23 protein-coding genes are annotated in these 22,241 nt (G+C 64.9%); 12 read left to right on the plus strand and 11 right to left on the minus strand.

The annotated features are described in order from the left end of the window. Positions 1-5: 5 nt before the first annotated feature. From U5N23_RS05755 to U5N23_RS05780, 6 genes are all read right to left on the minus strand, one after another. Positions 6-1,871, minus strand: coding sequence for a glycosyltransferase family 39 protein (locus U5N23_RS05755; protein WP_322591867.1), 1,866 nt, complete (start codon positions 1,869-1,871; stop codon positions 6-8). Between the two features lie 4 nt (positions 1,872-1,875). Further along, positions 1,876-2,250, minus strand: a complete 375-nt coding sequence (locus U5N23_RS05760; RefSeq protein ID WP_322591868.1) for a GtrA family protein — start codon at positions 2,248-2,250, stop codon at positions 1,876-1,878. A 31-nt stretch (positions 2,251-2,281) separates the two neighbouring features. Further along, positions 2,282-3,208, minus strand: a complete 927-nt coding sequence (locus tag U5N23_RS05765; RefSeq protein ID WP_322591894.1) for a glycosyltransferase family 2 protein — start codon at positions 3,206-3,208, stop codon at positions 2,282-2,284. 485 nt (positions 3,209-3,693) lie between these two features. Then, positions 3,694-3,921: a hypothetical protein gene (locus U5N23_RS05770; RefSeq protein WP_322591869.1), complete on the minus strand. Its 228-nt coding sequence runs from the start codon at positions 3,919-3,921 to the stop codon at positions 3,694-3,696. Between the two features lie 240 nt (positions 3,922-4,161). Continuing rightward, positions 4,162-4,485, minus strand: coding sequence for a hypothetical protein (locus U5N23_RS05775; protein WP_322591870.1), 324 nt, complete (start codon positions 4,483-4,485; stop codon positions 4,162-4,164). 196 nt (positions 4,486-4,681) lie between these two features. Continuing rightward, entirely contained in the window at positions 4,682-5,827 is a 1,146-nt protein-coding gene (locus U5N23_RS05780) for an IS5 family transposase (RefSeq protein ID WP_416208577.1), read from the minus strand. A 241-nt stretch (positions 5,828-6,068) separates the two neighbouring features. Here U5N23_RS05780 and U5N23_RS05785 point away from each other — a divergent pair, with 241 nt between their 5' ends. The 4 genes from U5N23_RS05785 (at position 6,069) to U5N23_RS05800 (ending at position 12,716) form a co-directional block, all read left to right on the plus strand. After that, a complete protein-coding gene (locus U5N23_RS05785) occupies positions 6,069-10,742 on the plus strand; it encodes an RHS repeat-associated core domain-containing protein (RefSeq protein ID WP_322591871.1) in 4,674 nt (1,557 codons plus the stop codon). Between the two features lie 390 nt (positions 10,743-11,132). Continuing rightward, positions 11,133-11,387: a hypothetical protein gene (locus tag U5N23_RS05790; protein ID WP_322591872.1), complete on the plus strand. Its 255-nt coding sequence runs from the start codon at positions 11,133-11,135 to the stop codon at positions 11,385-11,387. 374 nt (positions 11,388-11,761) lie between these two features. Then, positions 11,762-12,163, plus strand: a complete 402-nt coding sequence (locus U5N23_RS05795; protein WP_322591873.1) for a hypothetical protein — start codon at positions 11,762-11,764, stop codon at positions 12,161-12,163. A gap of 205 nt (positions 12,164-12,368) precedes the next feature. Continuing rightward, complete coding sequence (locus U5N23_RS05800; RefSeq protein ID WP_322591874.1) at positions 12,369-12,716, plus strand: hypothetical protein; 348 nt, start codon at positions 12,369-12,371, stop codon at positions 12,714-12,716. Positions 12,717-12,788: 72 nt separating this feature from the next. On the opposite strand, the gene U5N23_RS05805 is transcribed toward U5N23_RS05800, so the two are convergent. After that, positions 12,789-14,177 (minus strand): TAXI family TRAP transporter solute-binding subunit, encoded by a 1,389-nt coding sequence (locus U5N23_RS05805; RefSeq protein WP_322591875.1) that lies wholly within the window; start codon positions 14,175-14,177, stop codon positions 12,789-12,791. Between the two features lie 290 nt (positions 14,178-14,467). Between U5N23_RS05805 and U5N23_RS05810 the strand changes: the two genes are divergently transcribed. From U5N23_RS05810 to U5N23_RS05830, 6 genes are all read left to right on the plus strand, one after another. Further along, positions 14,468-14,899, plus strand: coding sequence for a DUF6869 domain-containing protein (locus U5N23_RS05810; RefSeq protein ID WP_322591876.1), 432 nt, complete (start codon positions 14,468-14,470; stop codon positions 14,897-14,899). After that, positions 14,892-15,242, plus strand: coding sequence for a membrane protein insertion efficiency factor YidD (gene yidD / locus U5N23_RS33070; RefSeq protein WP_416208578.1), 351 nt, complete (start codon positions 14,892-14,894; stop codon positions 15,240-15,242). The genes U5N23_RS05810 and yidD overlap by 8 nt, the downstream gene beginning before the upstream one ends. A 101-nt stretch (positions 15,243-15,343) precedes the next feature. Then, the gene (locus U5N23_RS05815; protein ID WP_322591877.1) at positions 15,344-16,012 is read left to right on the plus strand and encodes a gamma-glutamylcyclotransferase; all 669 of its coding nucleotides are present in this window, start codon (positions 15,344-15,346) and stop codon (positions 16,010-16,012) included. Between the two features lie 97 nt (positions 16,013-16,109). Continuing rightward, positions 16,110-16,379, plus strand: a complete 270-nt coding sequence (locus U5N23_RS05820) for a hypothetical protein (protein WP_322591878.1) — start codon at positions 16,110-16,112, stop codon at positions 16,377-16,379. An 81-nt stretch (positions 16,380-16,460) separates the two neighbouring features. Next, positions 16,461-17,066, plus strand: coding sequence for a hypothetical protein (locus tag U5N23_RS05825; protein WP_322591879.1), 606 nt, complete (start codon positions 16,461-16,463; stop codon positions 17,064-17,066). A 48-nt stretch (positions 17,067-17,114) separates the two neighbouring features. Beyond that, complete coding sequence (locus U5N23_RS05830; protein WP_322591880.1) at positions 17,115-17,441, plus strand: hypothetical protein; 327 nt, start codon at positions 17,115-17,117, stop codon at positions 17,439-17,441. Positions 17,442-17,544: 103 nt separating this feature from the next. Here the strand turns inward: U5N23_RS05830 and U5N23_RS05835 are convergent, their stop codons facing one another. The 4 genes from U5N23_RS05835 to U5N23_RS05850 form a co-directional block, all read right to left on the minus strand. Further along, on the minus strand, positions 17,545-18,540 hold the full coding sequence (locus tag U5N23_RS05835; RefSeq protein ID WP_322591881.1) for a hypothetical protein: 996 nt from the start codon (positions 18,538-18,540) through the stop codon (positions 17,545-17,547). Between the two features lie 42 nt (positions 18,541-18,582). After that, positions 18,583-19,560: a hypothetical protein gene (locus U5N23_RS05840; protein WP_322591882.1), complete on the minus strand. Its 978-nt coding sequence runs from the start codon at positions 19,558-19,560 to the stop codon at positions 18,583-18,585. Positions 19,561-19,571: 11 nt separating this feature from the next. Continuing rightward, positions 19,572-20,273 (minus strand): glutathione S-transferase family protein, encoded by a 702-nt coding sequence (locus tag U5N23_RS05845; protein ID WP_322591883.1) that lies wholly within the window; start codon positions 20,271-20,273, stop codon positions 19,572-19,574. Between the two features lie 74 nt (positions 20,274-20,347). Continuing rightward, a complete protein-coding gene (locus tag U5N23_RS05850) occupies positions 20,348-20,833 on the minus strand; it encodes an Lrp/AsnC family transcriptional regulator (RefSeq protein ID WP_322591884.1) in 486 nt (161 codons plus the stop codon). 112 nt (positions 20,834-20,945) lie between these two features. On the opposite strand from U5N23_RS05850, the gene U5N23_RS05855 reads away from it, so the two are divergent. Further along, the gene (locus U5N23_RS05855) at positions 20,946-21,566 is read left to right on the plus strand and encodes a LysE family transporter (RefSeq protein WP_322591885.1); all 621 of its coding nucleotides are present in this window, start codon (positions 20,946-20,948) and stop codon (positions 21,564-21,566) included. A 196-nt stretch (positions 21,567-21,762) separates the two neighbouring features. Then, positions 21,763-22,167, plus strand: a complete 405-nt coding sequence (locus U5N23_RS05860; RefSeq protein ID WP_322591886.1) for a hypothetical protein — start codon at positions 21,763-21,765, stop codon at positions 22,165-22,167. The last annotated feature ends 74 nt before the right edge of the window (positions 22,168-22,241 follow it).

Here is a 22,241-nt window from a genome sequence, read left to right on the forward strand (position 1 = left end):
CTGCATCACAGGGGCCGTGTGCTGGCGGGCATCAGCGCGTTCTGGCAGCGCGTGCCGCCTTCGATGGGCAGCAGCAGAAACTGGTGCTCCTGCCCCGGCAACTGGCCGGCAACCACCGCGCACAGGTTGGCGGCGGCGGCCTGGGCGGCCTCCGGGCTGGCAAAGCGCAGCGTGGCGTGGAACCCCGAGTTCAGCATGTCGGCACGGTGGTGCGCGCTGGCCACGTCGGGCCGCTGCACGCTCTCGATGGTCACAGGCGGTACGCCGGCAAACCCGGTGAGGAACAGTTGTCTGCCGGCGCCCAGCGTCGGCGTCCAGCCCCTCACGTGCAGCACGCCGCCCTCGGTGGTGATGGCGTCGATGGCGCCGCCCCAGGCGTTGGCGATATAGGGCAGGGGCTGGCGCAGCGGTGCCGCGATGGCCTGGTCGTCCAGTTGTGCGTGCAGTGCGGCCTGCTGCAGGGCCGGGGCCAGCGTGTCCAGCGGCACAAGGCACAGGCAACTGGCCTGCCAGACGCGGATGCGCGCGCGCTCGCCCGCATCCGCCGGCCACTGGCGCAGCAGAGCGGGCTGGGCATGCGCCCGCCCGGGCTCCATGCGCTGGCGCGCGGCGTGGGCGCTCATGGTCACCGCCGCCACATAGCCGGGGGTATTGAACTGGATGGGCAGCAGCACCTGGCCGGGCGGGGGCTGCAGGGCAAAGCCGTAGTGCGCATCGAACATCGCCTCGATGGGCCGGTCATGCTGGCGCTGCACCCAGGCCTGCTGGCCCGCCGCCACCACAAAAACCAGCAGCGCCAGCGCATGCCAGCGCGCCAGGCGCGGCGGCCAGGGCAGGCACCACAGCACGCACAGCGCGGCCCAGGGCACCCACAGCAACCGGGCGTGAAGCTGCCACTCCAGGCCCGGTCGCGCCACGAACAGGAGGGGAAAGACCACCACCATGATGGCCGCACCCAAAGCCGCCAGGGCCCTCAGGCGCGCCTGCGGCGCCTGCGCAGCCAGTCTGACGCCAATGCACACCAGGCACAGGGCCGTGGCCAGCAGCCCCAGGGCGCCAGAGCCCAACAGCCCGTGCCTCAGCATCAGGGCCATCGCACCGAGCACACCGGGCACATCGTGCCAGCCTGTCAGCGTGCCGGGCTGGTACCCCCCCGCGCCGGAGAACACCAGCACGCGCATGGCGGCGTAGCCCAGCGCGACGGCCAGGGCGGGCAGGGCGTAGCGCCAGCGCTGCACCCATGGCATGGGCGCCGCCGCTGCGCCCAGTGGCATGAACAGCGCCAGCGCGATCCACGGCACATAGACCTCCTTGCACAGCGTGGACAGCAGGTAGAGCCCGGCCGCCAGCCAGGCCCAGCGCCATTGCCTGCGCTCCACGGCACGCAGCTGGGCCCACAGGGCCAGGCAGGCAAAGGTGAAGCCGTCCAGGTAATGCCCCACCATCAGCTGCTGCGCCATGTGGAAGGCCGGCGCGCCCACCACGAGCAGCGCCGGGGCCAGCAGCGCCCGCCAGGGTGCGAACCACTGGCGCATCAGCACATACAGCGCGAAGGCCGCCGCAGCCAGCGACAGCAGGTGGTGCAGGTAGAACCCCCGCGGGTCCATGCCGAACAGGGCGCTGTTGACCTGGTAGACGAACAGGTTCCAGGGCGCGAACTGGTTGCCCGATACGGCGCGCGTCACCTCGGGGTTCAGGAACACCGACCAGGGCGTGTACTGCGTGCTGTTGAAGAGGTGCGTGCCGTCGTCCCAGCGCCAGTAGGCGTGCACAGCACTGCCATGCAGCACCAAGACCAGCAGGGCCAGCAGGCACAGGGCGATCAGGTTCTGGCGCCAGCCAGATGCTTGAGATGGAGATATGGGGCTCACGGGACTAGCGCAGGCGGTAGGTGAAAAACCGGTGGCCCAGGTAGCTGAAGGCCGGGATCACCGTGACCACCAGCGCAATGCCCAGCGCATAGTGGCCGCCGGCCTGCTCCACCACCCAGGTGATGCAGGTGCTGACCACGCCGCCCGCGCCCGCCACCAGGCCAAAGCGCCAGGCGGTGGCCGCGCTCAGCCGCTGGCCAAAGCTCAGCAGCGTGTTGGCCGTGTACGAGAACAGGGTGGCCACGGCGAACGCCGCCACGTTGGCCACAGGCGGCCGCGCGCCCAGCAGTTCGATGCACAGGGTGGCAACGCACACGTGCGTGAGGGTGGACAGCACGCCGATCAGCGCGAATCCGATCAAGGACCGAGAAGTGTTCATGAAAAAAGACGGAAAGAGGGCACGGCGCCGCTCAGCGGGCATCGCGCTGCGCAGGGGCATCGCCTTCGGCTGCCTCGCGCACGATGTAGACCGGGCGCCCCTTGGACTCCATGTACACCCGGCCCAGGTACTCGCCCAGCACGCCCAGCCCGATCAGCTGCAGCCCGCCCAGGAACAGCACCACCGTGATCAGCGAGGCATAGCCCGGCGCATCGCGCCCGAACAGCAGCACCTGGCCCACGATGACCAGGCCATAGGCAAACGCCAGCAGCGCCACCGCCAGGCCCAGGTAGGTCCAGATGCGCAGCGGCACGGTCGAGAACGAGGTCACCCCCTCCACCGCCAGGTTCCACAGGCCCCAGCCCGAGAATTTGGTGTTGCCGGCCGCGCGCACCGGCCGGGTGTAGGGAATCGTCGCCTGGCGAAACCCCACCCAGGCAAACAGCCCCTTCATGAAGCGGCGCCGCTCGGGCAGGCGCTTGAGCGCATCCACCACCTGGCGATCCATCAGCCGGAAATCGCCCACATTCGGCGGTATCTGCGAGTCGGAAATGCGGTTGTGCAGCCGGTAGAACCACTCCGAAGTCTTGCGCTTGAGCACATGGTCGGCGCTGCGGTCGGTGCGCTGCGCCAGCACCACGTCAAAACCCTGCTGCCACAGCCGCACCATCTCCAGGATCAGCTCGGGTGGGTCCTGCAGGTCCGCATCGATCGGCACCACCGCCGCACCCAGCGCATGGTCGATGCCTGCGGTCAGCGCCGCCTCCTTGCCGAAGTTGCGCGACAGGTCGATCACCCGCAGGCCCGGCACCGTGCCGCCCAGCGCGTGCAGCCGCGTCAGCGTGCCATCGCGGCTGCCATCGTTCACGCACACGATCTCAAAGGCCAGCCCGGTCTGCGCCAGCACCGGCAGCAGCTGCGCAAAAAAGAGGTCCAGCGTGGCCTCTTCGTTGAACATGGGGCAGACCACGGAGAGCAGCGCGGGCGCGGTGGTGCCGTGGCCATTGCGGTGGCTGGTGGCTGGCAGGGAGAAGGGTACGGTTTCGTTCAAAGGGCTGTGTGGTGGTTGGCCGCTGGGCTGTGCGCATGCGCAGGGCGTCGAAGATACTACATACCCGCTTGCATGCTCCCCATTCACAGCCCACCATCGGCCCCGGCGTGTGCCCCGAAGCACACGCCGGGGCGCCCCACCGAGTGCGCGGCCGGCTCGGGCAGAGCATTTCAACCCCGGGAGAACAGCGGAATGCCCCTGCATGAATGCACTGGTGGTTGTTTTTCCACTTTTGCGCGCAACCGGACCAAGTTCGCGGGGCTGCGCGAAGACCCGGCGCATGGCCACCTGCAGCGGGCCGAACTCACCAGGCCTGTGCAGGCGCGGGGTTTCATCATCCAGCGGCACCCGCCCCACCGGGCGTAGCGCCCCACGCGCGGCACCGTGCCGCCTCAGATCGAATCATCGTTGTGCTGCGCCCATACCGGCGCCGCCGCTTCATGCGACTCGACCCCGCGAAAGAACGCATCGCCCAGCAACTGGTAGTCGGCCGTGCCCGGCCCCTGCCAGCCCATGAACTTGGGCCGGTGCACGGCAAAGCCACTGGGTGATTGCGCGTTGCGGTAGGGCACCGCCATGGTGAGCGTGGTGGGCGGCCGGGCGTACGAGCGCACCAGCACGATCAACGCATCCGTGCGGCCCGAGGGCAGGGTGATGAAACCGTCGTACAGGGCGTGTCATCACCCATTTCGCCCCCGCGCTGGCCCCGGCATGCTGATGGATGCGCGAAGCGCGGCGCAGCCCATAGTGGACTATGGGCAAGCCGAGCGACAAAGCAGGCGCCGCATGCCGGGGCCAGCCCGAAGGGAAAGCCTACAGCGCGGCGCATTGCGGCGTTGCCCTTCGCTTGCGTAGCGGTGCTACGCGGCACTCAGGGCGCCTTGCACTGCACCGCGCTGCAGGCTTTCGCGGGGGTGAAATGGGCGATGACACGCCCTTGCCGCACGCTCGGCCTGGCCCGGGTTCTGGTCCAGGTACTCCTGCGCCTGGGCTACGCCATCTTCCAGCTGGTCGGCCGCAAAGCGCAGCATGTTGCGCCCATAGGCCGCCGATTCCTGGGCCAGCATGGGGGTCAGGGCCTCGCCCTCGGCCACGCACCAGATGCCGTGCACGGCAAAGAAGCCTGCGAGTTCGATGGCGCGTTCCAGAGCGGCGCTCCAAGAGCCAACTGCCTGCATTGGCATGGGGATCCAGGTCCTTTGCGGTAGCGGCTTGCTGATACGTCAAGCGGCCTAGCAGGCTGAAGAAATACTCCCCAGATTCCAAGCACGTCCCGCCCCGCTGGCGCATGCGGGCTCTCTTGTTTTCACATCCCGAGATTGAAGGGGTCTATCGGGCTCTTTGGCGCTTGATTTGAGCCACTTCGGCGTCCATTTGCCCTCAATACGCCCCCTGCAGACGCACCTGTCCCAATTGCTCCAAAGTGCGCATGCGCACCAGGTTGTATCCCGCCATCGTCAGCACGAACATCTGGTCCACGCGCTCAAGGCCTCGCACCATCACCTGCCTCATGCCGCCCACGGTCTTGGCCCAGCCAAAGCCTTGCTCGATGAGCTTTCTCTTTTGCTGCGATACCGCGTAGCCTTCGCTTTGCGCAATCGCATCGGGCACAGCCGAGTTTCTGCCTGACTTGTTTTGCGCCACATGGGGAATGACGTTCATGGCCTGGCAGGCCTCAATGAATTCGCGTGCGTCATAGCCTTTGTCCGCTCCCAGCGTGATGGTTCGCGTGGGATCGGCCTGCGCCTGTCGGGCGTCGTTGACCATGGCCTTGGCCGCTTCGCGCTCTGCGTAGCCATCGGCCAGCGTGACCACTGCATTGGCCACCAGGCCGTGGCGGTTGTCGTTCAGGGTGTGGCCCATGTAGCGCAGCTCGCTGGCGGTTTTGCCTTTGCGGTACAGCCGGGCATCGGCGTCCGTTGTGGATTCATGGGTGTCGTTGCTGCGCCGCTGGCCCTTGAAGTTGCCGCCATTGCCATTGGCATCTGCACCAGGGTCACCATCTCCACCGCCGCCCGCGTCATCGTCGTCCTTGCGCACAAAGCTCTTGTGGCCCGCCCAGGCCTGGATGAGCGTGCCGTCCACGCTGAAGTGCTCGCCCGAGAGCCAGTGCTTCTTGTCGGCGATCTTGAGCACTTCGTTGAAGAACTCAATCACGGCGTCGTGTTCGATCAGCCGCTCGCGGTTCTTGGTGAACACGCTGGGCACCCAGACCTCATCGTCCATGGACAGGCCGATGAACCAGCGAAACAAGAGGTTGTACTGCACCTGCTCCATCAACTGGCGCTCCGAGCGCACGCTGTACAGCACCTGCAGCAGCATGGCGCGCAGCAGCTTCTCGGGGGCGATGCTGGGGCGCCCGCCCTTGATGTCTGCTTCGTACATGCGCGAGAACAGGGCATCCATCTTGGCCAAGGCGGTGTTGACCATCTTGCGAACGGGGCGCAGGGGGTGCGACTCTGGCACGAAGTCGTCGAGCTTGCGGACAGAGAACAGGCTCTCGGTGAAAGTGTCGGCGCCGCGCATGGGGTCAGGGTCAAGCGATGTGGGAGGGGCTGGTGAGCTTACCGGGGTTGGACTGCTGGGCTGGCTGAGCGGGAGGTATTTCTTCAGCCTGCTAGGCCCCGAAGATTGAACTCTCTATCGACCGGAGGCCTGCCCTTGCGGCGCTCAAGCAACACCAAGATCCTTTCCCCCAAATAGGTGAGGCGTTTTGATGGGCTAATGCACGATGATAGCCTGAGTTTTTGATTGCCGATTGTCTGCCATGAGTATCAATGCCGATGGGCAAGATAAAATAATAATTGAGGGAGTTTTTGTGAAATATCGTTTTCGGATTTTTTTGGTGATGATTTTTTGTTTTTGCATGCAAGAAAATTCGCATGCTGAAGACGTGAAAATTAAAAAAAATCCGAAAATTTATTATACGACGGCAAGCGGGGCTAGTCACTGGGAAACTCGCTTTGATACTTTGGTTGGCGCTTTTGCAAGTGTCAAGGAAAAGTATGCATCATGGAATGGGCCAAATATAACCTATGAGGCATCGAATGTAAGGCCTGAGCCTGGTTACCCCATATACAATGGTGTAGCTGGCTCTTATATGTGGGATATGAAACGTATTACGCCCGATTGGACGGATACGCGTACGACAAGGGAAATTACAGCCCATGCCGAATGTGATCAGAGCGATTTGCCAGCAGGTATGCAATGGGCTCTGGAGTACGATACTGCTGCGATGCAGGTATGGTGTGCGCGATTTGTTGCTGCTAAGCCGCCGCGGCAAAATCCACCTAGCTGTCGGAATGATAATTCCCAAGGGGGGAGTGCCCCGCAATGGGATTTTTCGAATAATTCTGGACCCAATGCCGATGGCGGTCAATTCGGCAATCCCATTTTCCCTTTCACGGGAGACAAGGCTCAGGCGGAGGTGGATTACGCCAATACGTCCATAGATGGCTTGCAGATGGTTCGGCTATTTCATAGTGACTGGGTTAGAAAATCTGAAAATGAGAATTCAGGGTTGGGTGCTGCTTGGCGCCATAATCATCATTCATTCTTAAAGAAGGTGAACGAGAACACGCTCCAGATGGCTTTGCCTGGCGGAGGGGAACAGGTTTTGGTCAGAGATACGTTTGGCCCCAATCCTGGCCCGTGGCGCGTGCTCGGTGGCAATGATGTGTTTTCTCAGATTGGGGATGAACTCCAGTTGCGCAGGACTTCTGACGGGGCGCTTTTTGTATTCAAAAATCAGCTGCTGGAGTCTGTCAATCAAAGAAATGGCTGGAAAACCCAGTACGCCTACGATTCGAACAAGCGGCTAAAGCAAGTTCGAAATAATTTTGGGCGAACTCTGGATTTTAACTATGACGGTACGGGCAAGCTCACCAGTGTCGTTCCATCCGATGGAAGTCCTGTAAATTACGCATTTGATGCGAATGGCAGGCTCCAAACCGTGACCTATGCAGATGGAGTAACCAGAGGCTACCACTATGAGAGCAGCTTTAGTGCAAATTTTCTTACGGGTATAAGTGTTCAGGGCCAGAGATTTGCCACATTTTCGTACGATCAGTCGGGTCTTGCAGTAAGCACAGAGTATGCGGGTGGTGCCAATAAATATTCAGTTTCTTACCCGAGTCTTGGCTCGTCCGCTTATGTCATCGATCCGTTGGGGCAGGGCAGAAGTTACAGCTACAGTAGCAAGAACGGGTATTTTGCCGTCACCGGGAGCAGCGCGCACCCTGCAACCAACAGACCTTATGCGCAAACCCGAACGCAAAATGACTTTGGACTGATCGCTTGGGAAGGCGATTTTCATAATGTCTATACCACCTACCAATGGGATACTGCCCGGCGGCTGCCTTTGAGCGTGACAGAAGCTTATGGCAGACCGGAGGCGCGCACCACCACCACCACTTGGCATGCAGACTTGCCGCTGCCTATGTCGGTATCCAATTCCGTGCAGACTATTAGTTATACCTACGATAGTGCCGGCAACAAGCTAAGCCAGTCTGTTGCCGAGACAGGCGCCGTGGGCACTGCCCGTACCACGGAATGGACCTACGATGCTGCGGGGCTCGTGTCCACTGAAACCGCTCCCAATGGTGGAGTAGTCACTTATGCATATGACACGCTCGGCAACCTCACGCTGCGCACCAATGCCATAGGCCATGTGGATGGCTACACCTACGACGCAGGGGGCAGGGTGCTTACCCATACCGCTCCCAACGGCTTGGTGACTGCCTACACCTACGACAGTCGTGGTCGTCTGCTAACAAGCAGCAGTGGAGGGCAATTGACTACGTTCACCTACACGCCTGCTGAAAAAGTGGCGACAGCCACTTTTTCCCATGGCCACAGCGTGACCTACACCTACGACGCGGCCCACCGCGTGACCGGCTGGAGTGACAACCGGGGCAACTCGGGAACCTATGTGCTCGATAACATGGGCAATCGCACCAGTGAGCAAGTGCGCAATGGCCAGGGCCAGCTTGCTTGGCAACTGTCCAAGACCATCAGCTCCATGAACCGTGTGACAGCCGAGGCCGTTGGGACTCAAAGCCCTCAGCGGTACAGCATCAACAACAATGGGGATGTATGGGCCGCAAGCAATGATTTTGAGGGCACCACCGTCTACATCCGAGATGGCCTGCACCGCGTGGAGCATATCGACAGCTCCGAAAATGCGCGCGCCACGATTTCCTACGATGCGCTGGATGCAGTCACCAGGGTTTCCGACTTCAATGGGGTCGTGACCGCCTACACCCGCGACGCCCTGGGCAACGCCACCAGCGAATCCAGCCCCGACAGCGGCAGCGAAACCACCCAATACGACGCCCTGGGCCTGCCCAGCAGCATCACCAATGCCCTGGGCCAGGCAACGACCATCACCCGCGACCTCCTCGGCCGCCCCACGTCGATCACGCACCCCGGTGGCACCACCACCCTGCGCTACGACCAGACCCCGGCAAGCAAGGGCTACCTCAGCGAGATCGAAGACGCCAGCGGCACCACCACCTACCAGCGCGACCTGCACGGCCGGGTGGTGAGTCAGACCCAGAAGCTCATCAACAACGACACCCGCACCCTGGCCTACAGCTACCACGCCACCACGGGGTTGCTGAGTTCCACCACCTACCCGGGCGGCCAGGTCCTGCAGAACGTCTACGACGCCACCGGCCAGCTCACCGGCCTGACCTGGGCCGGCCAGCCCATCGTCAGCGGCATCACCTGGAGCCCCCTGGGCCAGCCCACCGGCTGGAGCTGGAACCTGCCCGGCGCATCGGCGGCCATCCCGGCCACCCGCAGCTACAACACCGCAGGCCAACTGACCGCCACCGAGTTCAGCAGCTACATCTACGACGCCGCAGGCCGCATCACCAGCCTGACCCAATCGCTGATGCAGCCCGCCAGCACCGACGGGCAAGCCAGCACGGTCACTCAGGCCCCCGCCACCTGGACAGTCACCTACAACCGTGCAGGCCGCATCACCGGCTTCACCAAAACCGTCGCGGCTGGCACCCCCGCCCACACCGTCACCTACGCCTACGACGCCAACGGCAACCGCACCACCAGCAGCCAACAGCGCGCAGGCACCACCACCAACCGCACCTACACCCTCACCGCCAACCGCCAGACCGGTTTCAGCCAAACGCAGACAGGTGCCAGCACCGCCAGCACCAGCGTCACCTACCAGTACAACGCCGCCGGCGACCTGCTGAACGACGGCCTGCGCACGTTCCAGTACGACAGCCAGGAACGCCTGGAAAAAGTCACCACCGGCACGGGCACAGACGCCCCCAGCACCCAGTACGCCCACAACGCCCTGGGCCAGCGCGTGTTCAAGACCGAACCGCTGTTCACCAGCGGTAGCGGATCAGGTGGAACCACCAGCGGCAAAAACCTCAACAACCTGCTGGCCGACCCCGAAGACCAGGAAGGGCAAGCGGAAAAGGAACAAGACAAAGGCTTCATCCAGACCGCGTATGAATTCTTCACCCGCCTGTGGAGCCCCGGCAGCAGTGACGCGCAAAAGCTCGGCTTCGCATATGTCTACGGCACCGACGGCACCCTGCTGGGCGAATACGGCATGGGCGGCAGCAACAGCAGCGGCACCACCCAGTACATCTACCTGCCCACGGCCAACGGCCCCATGCCCATTGCCGCCATCGTCAATGGCGTCGCCTATGCCGTGCACAGCGACCACCTGAACACCCCGCGCAAGCTCACCCAACCCGACGGCCAGGTGGCTTGGCAATGGGCTTACACCGCCTTCGGCGACGAGCAGCCCACCCTGGGAGCCAAGCGCTTCACCAACGAAACCACCAGCCCCACCACTGGCAGCACCAGCATCCCCGAGGTGACCTTCAACCTGCGCTATCCGGGGCAGTACTACGACAAAGAAAGCAACCTGCACTACAACTACTTCAGGAGCTACAGTGCGGAGCGGGGGCGGTATACGCAGGCGGATCCTATTGGGTTGGAGGGTGGGTTCAATCGGTTTGGGTATGTAAACGGGAATCCGTTGCGCTGGACAGATCCCAAAGGGTTGGTGGCTCCCGCTGCGGCGGCCTGCCTGTTGAACCCCGTGATGTGCGCAACTGTTGTTACGACCACCGGACTGGTTCTTGCAGACGCATGCAAGAAGACATGGGATGCGTTGTCGCCCGGTATCAATGAGATGTTTTCCAGGCGCCCAAATAAGGAAACTCGCGATGAGTCAGATCTTCAAGCTACTGATGAAGAAGATAATATTCGGTGTCAATACTGCGGCGATGTGCTAACTACTGAGCCGGGACATGGAAATTCTCGCGAGTTTGACCATGAACGTCCATGGTCGCGAGGTGGTGGTTCTGATATAGGTAACGTATTGGATAGCTGTAGAACTTGCAATAGATCAAAAGGTAATAAGCTATTTCCGGAAGAATGGGTGCCTAAAAAATGAATTTTCATTTAAAATCATATGTATGCATTCACGTTTTTGAAAATGCTCGACCAATTTTGTTGGTGAGCAGGCCTGATGGTGATTGGTGTTTTCTATGCGGTGATGATCATGAAAATAGTGCAAAATCATATAGAGTTGTTGGTATGGGGCACGTTCTAAATAAGGACCCAACGCTTGAAAGTCTGTTAGATTTGCAGCCCGATTGGGAGGCGGAGCGAGAAAATGTTAAATCGGGATGGGGGCGAAAAAAAATTGTTGACTAGATGCCGCATCCCGGTTGATTACGCAACTTCCAATACGACAGCGAAGAACGCTTGGAACGTGTGACCACCGGCACCTGCGTGGACGCCTCCAGCACCCCGGACGGATGAAGGGGTCAGGTCTTGCCTTTTGCCCCCAGACGGCCAGGTGGCCTGGCAATGGGCCTACAGCTTCTTCGGCGACGAACAGCCCACCCTGGGCTCCAAGCGCTTCACCAACGAAACCACCAACGAAACCACCAACCCCACCACGGGCACCACCACCATCACCCGAGGTGACCTTCAACCTGTGCTACCCGGAGTACTACGACAAGGAGAGCGACCCTGGATGCGGCAGTTGAATGCGCCCGAGGGTGCCGTGATCGGCGTGCCAGGCAAGGCGTGAGGACGCGGCGCACTGTTGTGCGCAAGGACGAGCAACGCCGCATGGCGCGGTGAGCGCGGTTCCATCGGGTGCATAGCGCCTTGTCAATCGCCCAACCGGGGTGCTCGCAGGCCCACCAGGTCGCTTGCCCCCGCGGCTTGGCTGGGTGACACTGGCGCGGTCAACTGCGCGCGCATCGGGTGCTTTCACCATCAAGGGGCGCCATGTCCCCAGGCGTAGAACAGGCAACTATTTCACGAAACGGTGCCCGGGCGCAGGCGCTGGAGGCTCTGCCCGCCCAGGGGGTGCGCTACAACGCATGCATGATCCAAGCCAGCGACGATCGGCGCTGCAACCCAATCCACTGGACCAGTTGTTCTGCCAGGTGCCCCCCTATGATCCCTGCACACCATCGCCTCATCCAATTGAGCGCAGCCATCGCCGAGTTTGGCCTGGAGGCCTTGTTCCATCGCGATGGCCGCTTCGATACGATGCAAGACACCATGGTCCACCCCTTCGGTTCGCCCCATGCGGACGGCCCGCTGATGGCCCTGGTGTTCGATGGCGACACCCGCCTGGACGAGCCCTTCGACGCCATGGCCGCTGGCGCCAAGCGGCGCGGCCACATGGACGGCACCGCCACGCCGCTGGATGAACTGCTGGAGCGCGCCTGCACCGTGGTCGTCAACGGCGACCTGCAGGCACCGCGCATCGACACGCGTGGCTGCCAGGCGCTGTTCGTGTTCGGCAGCGTGCGCTGCGGCGCGTTCGAGTTCTGGCAGGGCCCAGTCCACTGAAACCGAGAAATCGGCTGTGCGCCGGGGTGGCAGGGGGATGCAGCGCAAGGCGCGGGCTGCGGCCAAGGCTGGCCGCCTTGGCAAAGCCCGCAACGCCGCGATGCACCCGCTGCTACCCCGGCCCGAAGGGTGAGGGTCTGGCAGGGCCGCACTCGTCGTTGCCGTGCTCGCCGGGTGTGCAACCCGGCTGCGCCCAGCGCCTAGATTGCGGCCCTGCCAGACCCTCACGCACAGCCGATTTCTCGGTTTCAGTGGACTAGCCTGGATCACCGGCGACCTGGTGGCCTCGCGCGCCGTGTTGGCCACGGCCAGCCATGACGACCCGGACCGGGCCGACCACGAAGGCCGCAGCTATGCCTGCGTGCAGGGCAGTGTGCAGGCCCCGCGTGTGCAGACCTGGTTCATGCACCTGGGCCACCTGAACTGGCGCGAAGGCAGTGGTGCGGAACTGCGCGAAGACGAGGCCTATGAAGGCCGCGAGCACCTGTGGAAGACCGACCCGGTCTGGCTGCGCAGCAATGGCATCGACAACGCCCTGGGCGTGCCGGGATGATCTCCCGCCGCCCGGTCCCGGCCGGCTTCGCCCGCCAACGCACTGTCGGCAGGAGAGAGGCCGCCAAGCCCATCAGCTGGCGGACTGCACCTTGTCGGAGACCAATGCGGCAGGTTCTGGCACGGGCGCATCCCCCGCCTGCACCCGCAGCAACTTCCTGCGCACCATCTGAATATGGTTGCGCAGCGCATACAGCTCGTCCGCATACGACAGCGGCACGCTGATCTTCTCCACCTGCGCCTCCAGCGCATCCAGGGCCTTGAGCATCTCGGGGTGGCCGGCGGGGTTGGTCTCCAGCGTGTCCTCGATCTCGCGCAGGCGGCCGTACCAGCGGAACACGCGCGAGCGCACGCGGAACTGGTACAGCGGCGGCACGATGCGCGACAGGGGCAGCAGCACGGCGATCAGCAAACCCATCACCAGCCACATGCGGTCGATAAGGTTGGCGATCCAGAAGGGCAGATAGCGCTGCATCATGGGCACGGGCTCGTTGATGGCGCGCTCGCCCTCCTTGGCGATGGGCAGTTCGCTGTGGCGGGTGCTGGGGAACTCGCGCGCGCGGTTGAACCAGCTGGCGCCGCCGTGCAGCTTCTGCGCGTTCTGCGCAAACAGCGTGAGCAGGGCAGGGTGGGTGCCGTCGCGCGCCAGCAGCGAGGTGGTGGTGGCCACCAGGCGCGCGTCCAGCGGCGGGATGTTGCTGGCCAGGTCGACCACGCCGCGCGGCAGGGTCACGGGCGTCAGATACGGAAAGCGCCGCGCATACGCCTCGTGCTGGGCAAAGTCCATCAGGTGTACGCCAGGGGTCTGCAGCAGCATCTGCACCATCAGCGACTCGGGGGCCGAGGCGAACACCAGGGCATCGAGCTTGCCGTCGAGAAAAGCCACGGTGGCCGGCGTCTGCTCCAGCTGCGACAGGCGCACCTGCTTGGGCTCCACGCGGTTGGCCTCCAGCAGTTGCTCCATCAGGCGCGGCACGCCGCTGCCTTCGGACCCCACGTTCACGCGCAGGCCGCGCAACTGGCGCAGGCTGTCCAGCCGGCCCGCAGCGTTCACGCGCAGGGCCGATTCGGCGCGGTAGAACAGCCAGATGGGCTCGACGAACAGGCTGCCCAGCGATGCCAGGTTGTCCGGGTCATCGGGCAGCAGCTCGGCCGTGCCGCCCTGCACAAAGGCCAGGTCGGCCTCGCCATCGCGCAGCAATTGCAAATTGTGCGATGAGCCCGCGCTGGGCTTGAGCACCACCTCGATGCCATCGGCCGCCAGCGCCTTCTGGTAGCGCTTGCCAAACTCTTCGTACGCGCTTTGCGCGGGGCCTGTGGCCAGCGTCACCGTCTTGGGCGGGTTGGGGTTGAGCCACCAGTAGGCGGCGATCAGCAGGCCCACGGCCAGAAAGGCCAGCGGGCCGGCAGACAGGATCAGGTCGCGCAGGGTGAGGAAGGTGTTGCGGAAGGCCTGGGGCATGGATGGGGAACTGGTGGGGCGTTTGTAGAGAAAAGGCTGCGCTGGCCAGGGGGGATGCGCCAGGGATACCGTGCTTTGCTGCACCTTGCGGACTTCACGATTATCCGTGCAGGCGATTGCGGCATGGGAGCGGGGTCTCGGTGAAAGGTATCCATTGGTGAGTGTGCAGTGCAGGACTTCACCCAGGGCGATACTGCGTCTACAGTACGGGCATAGATGGTGATCTGCACAACGCTCTTCGTTTTCATCGGCAACTCGGTGTCGGCGCCGTGGGTTGCCATTCGGTGCCCATGACTCAACTCGACCACCTTGTTGATGAGTGGATCATCGGCCAGTCCCATGGCGGTGTTGACTCCGCGCAATACCAGGCCCGTCAGCCCCTGATGCTGGAGGTGATGTCCCTGCCCGATGAAGCGCCCGAGATGGCGTGGCAGTTCATTCTTGCCGTCATTGCCCGCAAGCCGCCGCAGCAGGTTCTGCAAGTTCTGTCGGCTTTGCTGCTGGAAGACCTGCTGACCGCCCACGGCCCGTTGTTCATTGAGCGTGCGGCCCGACAAGCGGCAACGTGTGATGTGTTCAAGAAACTGCTCGGCGATGTGTGGCTCGACCCTGAAGACACGCCTGTATGGCGCGACGTCTACGCCATTGCCGGGGTAAAGCCGCCGTTTCCGGAAGGCTTGCGGACCCGGTCCGCAGAAAGACAGCATCCTGCAGATGCCTGAGCACTCCACCTCCGCCGCATCTGCAGCCGTTGCGGCCATTGGTGCCTACCAGCGCTATGTCTCCCCGTACAAGGGCTTTTGCTGCGCCCACCGCGCGCGCACCGGACATGCCTCGTGCTCGCAATTCGCGCGGCGTGCCATCGAGCGCTGTGGCCTGCTGGCTGGGTTGAGTCTGTTGCGGCGCCGGCTTCTGACCTGCGCCGCGTCCTACCAGGCCTTGATGGCAGGCGGGCAGAAGTCCTCAGATGCCGGGCCACTCAACGAACCATGCCCCCTGTTCACTCTGCGCAATGCCAAGTGTTGTGGCGGAACATCGCTGGCTTCGTGCTGGCCGTTCGTGTAGGCCATGGAGTGCGCCGCCGGTTACAGATTGGCTGGCGTGGCCTGGCCTCCAATTGCGACCATCATGGCAAACTTGACCCACCTTGGGCGTTTTGACTGAAGATGACCATCCTCACCCGCGAGAACCTCAGCAACGGCAGTTTCCGCAACCGCATGAACATGGACGCCCACCCGGCATGGTGGTCTGACGAGCGGGTGGAGGCGTCCTTTGCCCACGCCTGGGCCAGCCGCCCCGAAGGGCCTGCCTGGGTGTTCGGCTACGGCTCGCTGATCTGGAACCCGCTGATGCCGTTCGAGGCGCAGCACACGGCCACACTGCAGGGCTGGCACCGCAGTTTTTGCCTGCGCTCCATCTCGGGCCGCGGCAGCCCCGAGCGGCCGGGGCGCGTGCTGTCGCTCATGCCCGGGGGCTTTGTGCAAGGCGTGGCCCTGCGCCTGCCCGAGGCCGAGGCCCAGGGCGAGGTGCGCATGCTATGGACGCGCGAGATGACCGGTGGTGGCTACCTGCCGCGCTGGCAGCCCGTGCAACTGGAAAACGGCCAGTCCGTCACCGCCATCACCTTCGTCGCCAACCCCGAGCACCCGCAGCATGAGCACGATGCCTGCGCCGAAACCGTGGCCCGCCTGGTGGCAGTGGCCAAGGGCGTGTTCGGGCCCAATATCGACTACGTGCTCTCGCTCGACCAGGCGCTGCGCGAGCGCGGGCTGCACGATCCGTATGTGGAGGCCATCGTGCGGGGCATCAGGGATGCACAACAGGTCGAAGGGTAGGGTGCGCAGGCCTTTTGTGGTGCCTGCTGCCGCCGACCAAGTGACAATGCGGGCTGGCCCTGCATCCCAATCAACATCCGCTTTCGCCCGTTCATCCATGCCCATCCACGCCTTGATCCCCAGCCGCACCCTCCTGATCGCCGTCGACCCCGATGGCAGTTGGTCCCTGGCGGACGATGGCACACCGGGCTCGGCGGACGTGGATTTCCGCCTGGAGATCACCGATGACGGCGGCAGCGGCTGCCTGCTGGTGTGCGCGTCGCTCGACGGCCAGCTGGCCGCCGACCACTGGTTTGCCACGCTCGACGAGGCCCAGGCCTTTGCGGCCGATGCCTTTGGCGTCGAGGTGCCGGAGTGGGGTGGCTGAGGGCCAAAGGCCCCAAATCGCTGCCAGCCGCGCCGACAATCCATTCACCGTGTCCATTTTTCCCATCCACAAGACTTTGCGATGACCGAGCCCATCGACCCCAACGATCCGTTGGAAACCACGCAACGCGCAGCGCTCGGCGAATATGCCGACACCACACAACCTGCGGGGCTTGGCGACTCTGGAGAGCCGGCGGAGCCGGACCAGGACGCCCCCGCAGAAGTGGTGCGCCTGATCGCCGCGCTGACCGCCATACCGGGCGTGACCCGGGCGCAGCTGGACAACACCTACCTGCCCGAGGTGGCGCTGGCCGACCTGTCGCAGCCCGGTGGCCCGCATGCCGACCTGCCGATTGCCGCGCTGCGCCGATCAGGCGGCGCGCTGGAGAACGAGGTGCTGCTGTCGCTGGAATTCCGCATCCAGCGCAACGAATCGGGGCTGCGCGCCGCGGAATTCCTGTCGTGGTGGGTGCGCGAACAGTCGCGCTTGGGCGAGAACATGCAGCTGCGCACCCTGGGCCAGCCCCCCATGGTGGCGGGCGAGCAGCAACTGGGCCGCACCCTGCGCTTCACCATCGACTGGTTCTACGCCGATACCTCCGAGGACATGGCCAACGTGCTCAGCGCCGTGGGCGGCAAGGCGCTGGCCCTGGAGCTGGCCACCACCATGTACAAGGATGCGTTCTAGAAGACGACTCCATGGGCCCGCCTGGCCTGCCCGCACACGAGCCGCCGCATGACCATCGACCCCACCGAACTCATCCTGCTCGGCCTGTGGCTGGTGGCGCCCGCCGTGGTGCTGGGCCTGATGGTGCTGTATGCCCTGCACCAGCGCTTTGGCGAGCGCCTGGGCCTGCGGCCCTGGCGGGCCGCCAGCCTGCTGGTGGTGGTGGGCATCGCCTTCACCGCGCTGCTGATGGCCCACGGGCCCGCCGGATTGGTGCGCGCACTGGGCGTGCGCGACCTCCGCATCTTGGGCTGGTACACCATGTGGGCGCCGCTGGGCTTTGTGGCCGAGGCGCTGGCCCTGCCGGTGGCGCTTTGGCTGGGGCGCGGGCGGTAGAGCACGGCGTACGAGACAAAGCTGTGGCTGCAGTGCACGACGAGCAGCAGCGCATCCCCGTGCTGCACGAGGAACCAACTGGCGGTCTCATGGTCGATGACGTTCATGGGGGCGCCGGTTCAGGCCATGGTGCAAATTCGCGCGCCAGCATCTCGCGCCCGGGCAGCACCTGCTGCACGCGGTGCATCACGCGCGCGAGCAGCGGGTCGCTGGTGTCGATGGGCCGCTCCACGCCCCACCAACCGGCCGGCAAGGCGCTGGCGGCATGCAGCGGCGGTGCTGGCCAGTGGGGCGGCGGCGCATGGCCCAGCCAGATGCGAATGCGCACCCAGCCCAGCAGCTCCATGGCCACAACCATGTCGTGGAAGGTGTCGAAATCGAAGGTCTCCTCATCGGTCGTGACACGGGTCTCGCGCTGGTGCGCCTCGGCTGCAGCGCTCAGGGCAGCGGCCAACGCGGGCGAGCCACTGTCGGTGTGCACATGGTCAATCAGCCCCTGATAAGCCGCGCATGCGCCCGAGGTGTCCACCATGCCCGGCATGCAGAAGGCGCTGACGGGCTGGGCCGCCACAGGCGTAAGCCAGTGCGTGAGCAGCGACAGTGCAAACGGCCCGGACTTGGAGCCCGCATCCAGCAGGTGGCCGGCGCTGTGCAGCGCCAGCATGCGCCGGCCCCATTGCGCGCAGCGCAGGCGGTCGCCCAGGGCGGCCAGCAGGTACAGCACCCCGGCGGCCTGGTGGCTCAGGATGTGCGGTTGGGTGATCTCCCCACCCTCCAGCCGGGCGCACTGCACCGCCATGCCCCACAAACGCCAGGCTGCGGCGCGGCTCCAGGCAGGGCCCGGGTCCGTTCCCTTGGCCGTCCATGCATGGATGGCCTCGGCCTGCAGCCAGAAGCCCAGGGTGCCCATGCACACCGTGGAGGGCGAGCGCACATAGCCCGCAGCTTTTTCGGTGTGCGCGTTGGAAAAGCGCCTTACGGGCAACTGCGCATAGTCGGCCAGCGCGCGCTCCGAGCGCGTCAGCAAGGTGGCCTGGTTGCCCGGGTGGGCCAGCCACTGCCCCAGTTGGGCAAGGGCCTCGTCGGTGCTGCTGCGCATCGTCATCAGTCCTGGGCGTGTCCGTGGTCAAACATCCTGCGCTCAGTCTCGTGCGCACCGCTGCCGTCCAGGTGGCTGGCCATGCGCACCACGGGGCCGTGCAGGTAGCCGTCGACCAGCATGCCTTCGCGCCACTGGCGCATGCCGTCGCCCAGGCTCAGCAGCTCCACCAGACCGCCCGGCAAGGCACTTGCCCGAAGGGTTGGGGCGAAATCGGGCGGTTAGACGCCCCGGCTGCTTGCATGGGCGCGAGCCCATGCGGCGCATCCGAAGCATCCACTCGTCCCGATTGCGCCCCAACGCGGCCCCGCAAAGAGCGTGAACACGTTCTGGTGTTTCGGCCTGCAGCAGCGTGCGGTCGCGCGAGAACCAGACCACGTCGCAGCTACCGTCCTCGTTCTCCAGCGTGTTCGGCCCTAGCGGGAAACCATCGTCAAAACGCAGGCGGTACGCGCCATCGTCGAGCACCACATGCTCTATGCCGTACCCGCGCAGGCCGCGCACGGCCTCGATGGAAAAGGCGCGCACGACGTCGGCCTCCAGCGCCTGGCGGATGGCATGGTGGGCCGCGAAGAAGCGCTGCTGCCAGGCCTCGACGCGTTCGGCATACGGGGCCAGGATGGCGTCGCAGCTGGGGGCAGCATCCTCGTCATCATCACCGTCCTCGTCCTCCCGCTCGGCCGCGGCGGCGTAGGCTGGGGCGATTGCGTGCCAGATGGCATGCACCTCGTCGACGAACGGCAGGGCATCCGCCAGCGCCGGGTTGTGGGCGATGGATGCCAGCACCCGGCCGGGGTCGCCGCCCCTCTCCAGCAGCACGTTGCGGAAGTACTGGTCCACACCGCCGTTGGAGGCCTGGGCGTCGAAGAGGTCGAAGTCATAGACGGCGCGCACAGGCGGCGCCAGGCCGAGCGGCATCTCCTCGCACAGCGCATTAATGATGGCGGCGCTGAAGAACGGCGCCCGGCGAAGCAGGGTGGGCCAGTCGATGGCGGGCAGGGAGTGCTTGGTGGTGTTCATGGTGTCGTGCCTCAGTCCCGGTCCGGCGCACCCAGCGGAAAATGCGGACGAAAGTACCGCGCCTCGTCCACCGCACGCGCGAACGAGGGGCGCGCCAGCAGCCGCGCACGGTAGGCGCGCAGCGCAGGGTACTGCTCGGCAATCGGGTGCGTCCAGTCCGCATAGAACAGCGAGGGCGCGGCTGCGCAGTCGGCCAGCGTGAAGTGCTCGCCCGCGGCCCAGGTGCGGCCAGCCAGCCGGCCTTCGAGCCAGGCGTAGGCACGGTCGAGCTTTTCCACGGCCAGGGCCATGCCGTCCCGGCGCTTGACCGCATCGCCCGTGAGCGCGCCGTTCACGGCCAGCTGCATGGCGTTCATCACATGCAGGTCGAAAAACCGGTCCATGAAGCGCACGTCGAGCGCCTCCACCGGGTCGCTGGGGATCAGGCGCACAGGCCCCGGGTGCTTGAGCTGCAGGTACTCGATGATGATGCTGGTCTCCACCACGTCGCGCGCACCATCCACCAGCAGCGGAAACTGCCGCAGCGGCCACTTTGCCAGCCAAGCGGCCGCGTGCTGCGGCGCATCGGGCCCCAGCACGCGAAACTCGAAGGGCGTGGCGTTTTCGTACAGCGCGATCAGCACCTTCTGCGTGTACGACGAGAAGGGGTGGCCGTAGAGCGCGGGCGGCGCTGCTGCGGGGGCCTGGGGTTCATGCGGGGCGGGCTGGTTCATCCGGGTCTCTTCCTGCGGGGGAGGTGGATCGAAGGCGCACGGTACCACGCGGGCGCGGGCGGTTTCCCATGCGGCTACGGCGCGCGCCTGGTGGTGCCCGGCGGCACCAGGCCGCGCCGCGCGATGGGGGTGGAGAACACGATGGAGGTGCGCGTCTCGCCGTATTGGTTGATGGTGCCGATGAAGCGCTCCAGGTCGGCCAGGCTGGTGGCCACCACAGTCATCACATACGAATCGGCGCCCGCCACGTGGTGGCATTCCAGCACTTCGGGGGCCGCGCGCAGCCGGTCCAGCAGGGGCTTCTTGGCAGGCTGGGCCACGGTGATGCCGATGGTGGCCTGCACCGGGTAGCCGGCCTTGGCGGCGTCCAGTTGCGCGGTGAAACCTTGCGCAATGCCCGCATCCTGCAGCCGCTTGAGCCGCTCCGCCGTGGCGGCCACGGACAGGCCGGCCGCCTCGGCCAGTATCTTCAGCGGTGCGCGCGCGTCACGCTGCAGCGCGCCCAGCAGGCGCCAGGCGGCATCGTCCAGCTCGTGGGCCTGGGTTCTTGTCAGAGCCATGTTTCACCAGAAAAAAGCGGGGTCCAGGCCCGATGGGCCGTAGCAATCCACTGTACCACTGGGGTTCTTGCGGCAGATGATCGTGTATCTCCAACCCAGCCGCATTTGCACCATGTTCGACATACAGAATTACGCCAGCTTCATCGCCGCCATCCTGGTGTTTCAGGCCGTTCCCGGCGCTGGCACCATCGCCATCCTCGACGCCACGGCGCGCGACGGCCGCAGCGCGGGCATGGCTGCGGTGCTCGGCACCCTCGCGGGCGATGGCCTGTTCATGCTGGCGGCAGCGGCCGGCCTGGCTGCGCTGCTGCAGGCGCAGCCAATGGCCTTTCAGGGGCTGCAGTGGTGTGGTGCTGCCTACCTGTGCTGGATGGGCGTGCAACTGCTGCGCCGCCAGTCCGTTGGTGCAGGCGCAGTGCCCGCGCGCCCGCAGGCGGTGGGGGTGTACTTTCGCCGCGCCTTGCTGGTGAGCCTGACCAACCCCAAGGTCATCCTGTTCTTCGTCGCGTTCTTTCCGCTGTTCCTCAAGCCCGGCGCCCCCGGCGCCACGCTGGCAGTGATGATGCTGCACGTCACCGTGCTGAGCCTGGCCTACCAGACCGCTCTGGTGCTGGTGGGCAACCTGGTGGCGGTGCGGCTGAAGGCGTTTCCCGGCGCCCGGCGCCTGGCCACACGGATTGCGGGTGTGGCGCTGGTTGGGCTGGGAGGGCGGTTGGCAGCCGGCATTCGCTGAATGCCCCTTGACAGCGGCTTGCCTTTTTGCGCTGACGCATACCTGCGGGGGGCGAGCGCTACAGGTATCGCCAACTGCTCCGCAGAGTAGCAGCACAGGCTTCTCGCACAGCGCCGTGCCCGTGGTGCGGGCCACGGCCATTACTCTGGGCGCCCCTGTCTCCATGAGGTGCTTGCATATGTCCCTGGGATTCATCGTGGGCCTGATCGCCCGTTGCCTGCTGCTTGCCGCCCTGGCCACGGCGAGCGTGGCCTTTTCGGTGCAGTGGTATGCAACGCCGTATCCCAAGCCCGAAGGGCTGGCGACCATGGGGTGGCTGCTGCAGTGGATGGCATTCCTGTGCATCTGGTTTGGCTTTCGCACGCTGGACCCGCTGGCGTGGATGCGGGGCGGGCTGGTGCTGTTTCCGCTGGCCCAGGCCGCCGTCCATTGGATGGCGGGAGAAATGGGCCTGACCCGGGATTTCACGGGGTGGGGTGGCTTCCAGGCGATGTTCTGGCTGCACGCGATCATCTCGTGCTGCCTGTGCATGGCTGCCTACGGGGTCTATTTCGTCCTGCGGCGGGTGCAGGGGCTCAGCGCCAAAGTCATTGATGGGTGATGGTTGATGCGGGCCGCCGAAGCGCAGCCGGAGCAGGTGCTCCGGGAGACTGCTGCGTGCACTGCGGCCAGAGA

This window comes from Acidovorax sp. (assembly GCF_034519795.1).
Classification (GTDB): domain Bacteria; phylum Pseudomonadota; class Gammaproteobacteria; order Burkholderiales; family Burkholderiaceae_C; genus Acidovorax.

Excerpts from the sequence above, each read along its gene's own strand:
- U5N23_RS05795 (WP_322591873.1), top strand. The coding sequence starts at position 11,762 with ATGATCCCTGCACACCATCGCCTCATCCAATTGAGCGCAGCCATCGCC.
- yidD (WP_416208578.1), top strand. The coding sequence starts at position 14,892 with ATGCCTGAGCACTCCACCTCCGCCGCATCTGCAGCCGTTGCGGCCATT.
- U5N23_RS05835 (WP_322591881.1), bottom strand. The coding sequence starts at position 18,540 with ATGCGCAGCAGCACCGACGAGGCCCTTGCCCAACTGGGGCAGTGGCTG.
- U5N23_RS05840 (WP_322591882.1), bottom strand. The coding sequence starts at position 19,560 with ATGAACACCACCAAGCACTCCCTGCCCGCCATCGACTGGCCCACCCTG.
- U5N23_RS05830 (WP_322591880.1), top strand. The coding sequence starts at position 17,115 with ATGACCATCGACCCCACCGAACTCATCCTGCTCGGCCTGTGGCTGGTG.
- U5N23_RS05780 (WP_416208577.1), bottom strand. The coding sequence starts at position 5,827 with ATGCGCGGCGCCGACACTTTCACCGAGAGCCTGTTCTCTGTCCGCAAG.
- U5N23_RS05855 (WP_322591885.1), top strand. The coding sequence starts at position 20,946 with ATGTTCGACATACAGAATTACGCCAGCTTCATCGCCGCCATCCTGGTG.
- U5N23_RS05785 (WP_322591871.1), top strand. The coding sequence starts at position 6,069 with ATGAGTATCAATGCCGATGGGCAAGATAAAATAATAATTGAGGGAGTT.
- U5N23_RS05820 (WP_322591878.1), top strand. The coding sequence starts at position 16,110 with ATGCCCATCCACGCCTTGATCCCCAGCCGCACCCTCCTGATCGCCGTC.
- U5N23_RS05805 (WP_322591875.1), bottom strand. The coding sequence starts at position 14,177 with ATGCCCCAGGCCTTCCGCAACACCTTCCTCACCCTGCGCGACCTGATC.
- U5N23_RS05760 (WP_322591868.1), bottom strand. The coding sequence starts at position 2,250 with ATGAACACTTCTCGGTCCTTGATCGGATTCGCGCTGATCGGCGTGCTG.
- U5N23_RS05775 (WP_322591870.1), bottom strand. The coding sequence starts at position 4,485 with ATGCCAATGCAGGCAGTTGGCTCTTGGAGCGCCGCTCTGGAACGCGCC.
- U5N23_RS05845 (WP_322591883.1), bottom strand. The coding sequence starts at position 20,273 with ATGAACCAGCCCGCCCCGCATGAACCCCAGGCCCCCGCAGCAGCGCCG.
- U5N23_RS05810 (WP_322591876.1), top strand. The coding sequence starts at position 14,468 with ATGACTCAACTCGACCACCTTGTTGATGAGTGGATCATCGGCCAGTCC.
- U5N23_RS05765 (WP_322591894.1), bottom strand. The coding sequence starts at position 3,208 with ATGTTCAACGAAGAGGCCACGCTGGACCTCTTTTTTGCGCAGCTGCTG.
- U5N23_RS05825 (WP_322591879.1), top strand. The coding sequence starts at position 16,461 with ATGACCGAGCCCATCGACCCCAACGATCCGTTGGAAACCACGCAACGC.
- U5N23_RS05850 (WP_322591884.1), bottom strand. The coding sequence starts at position 20,833 with ATGGCTCTGACAAGAACCCAGGCCCACGAGCTGGACGATGCCGCCTGG.
- U5N23_RS05815 (WP_322591877.1), top strand. The coding sequence starts at position 15,344 with ATGACCATCCTCACCCGCGAGAACCTCAGCAACGGCAGTTTCCGCAAC.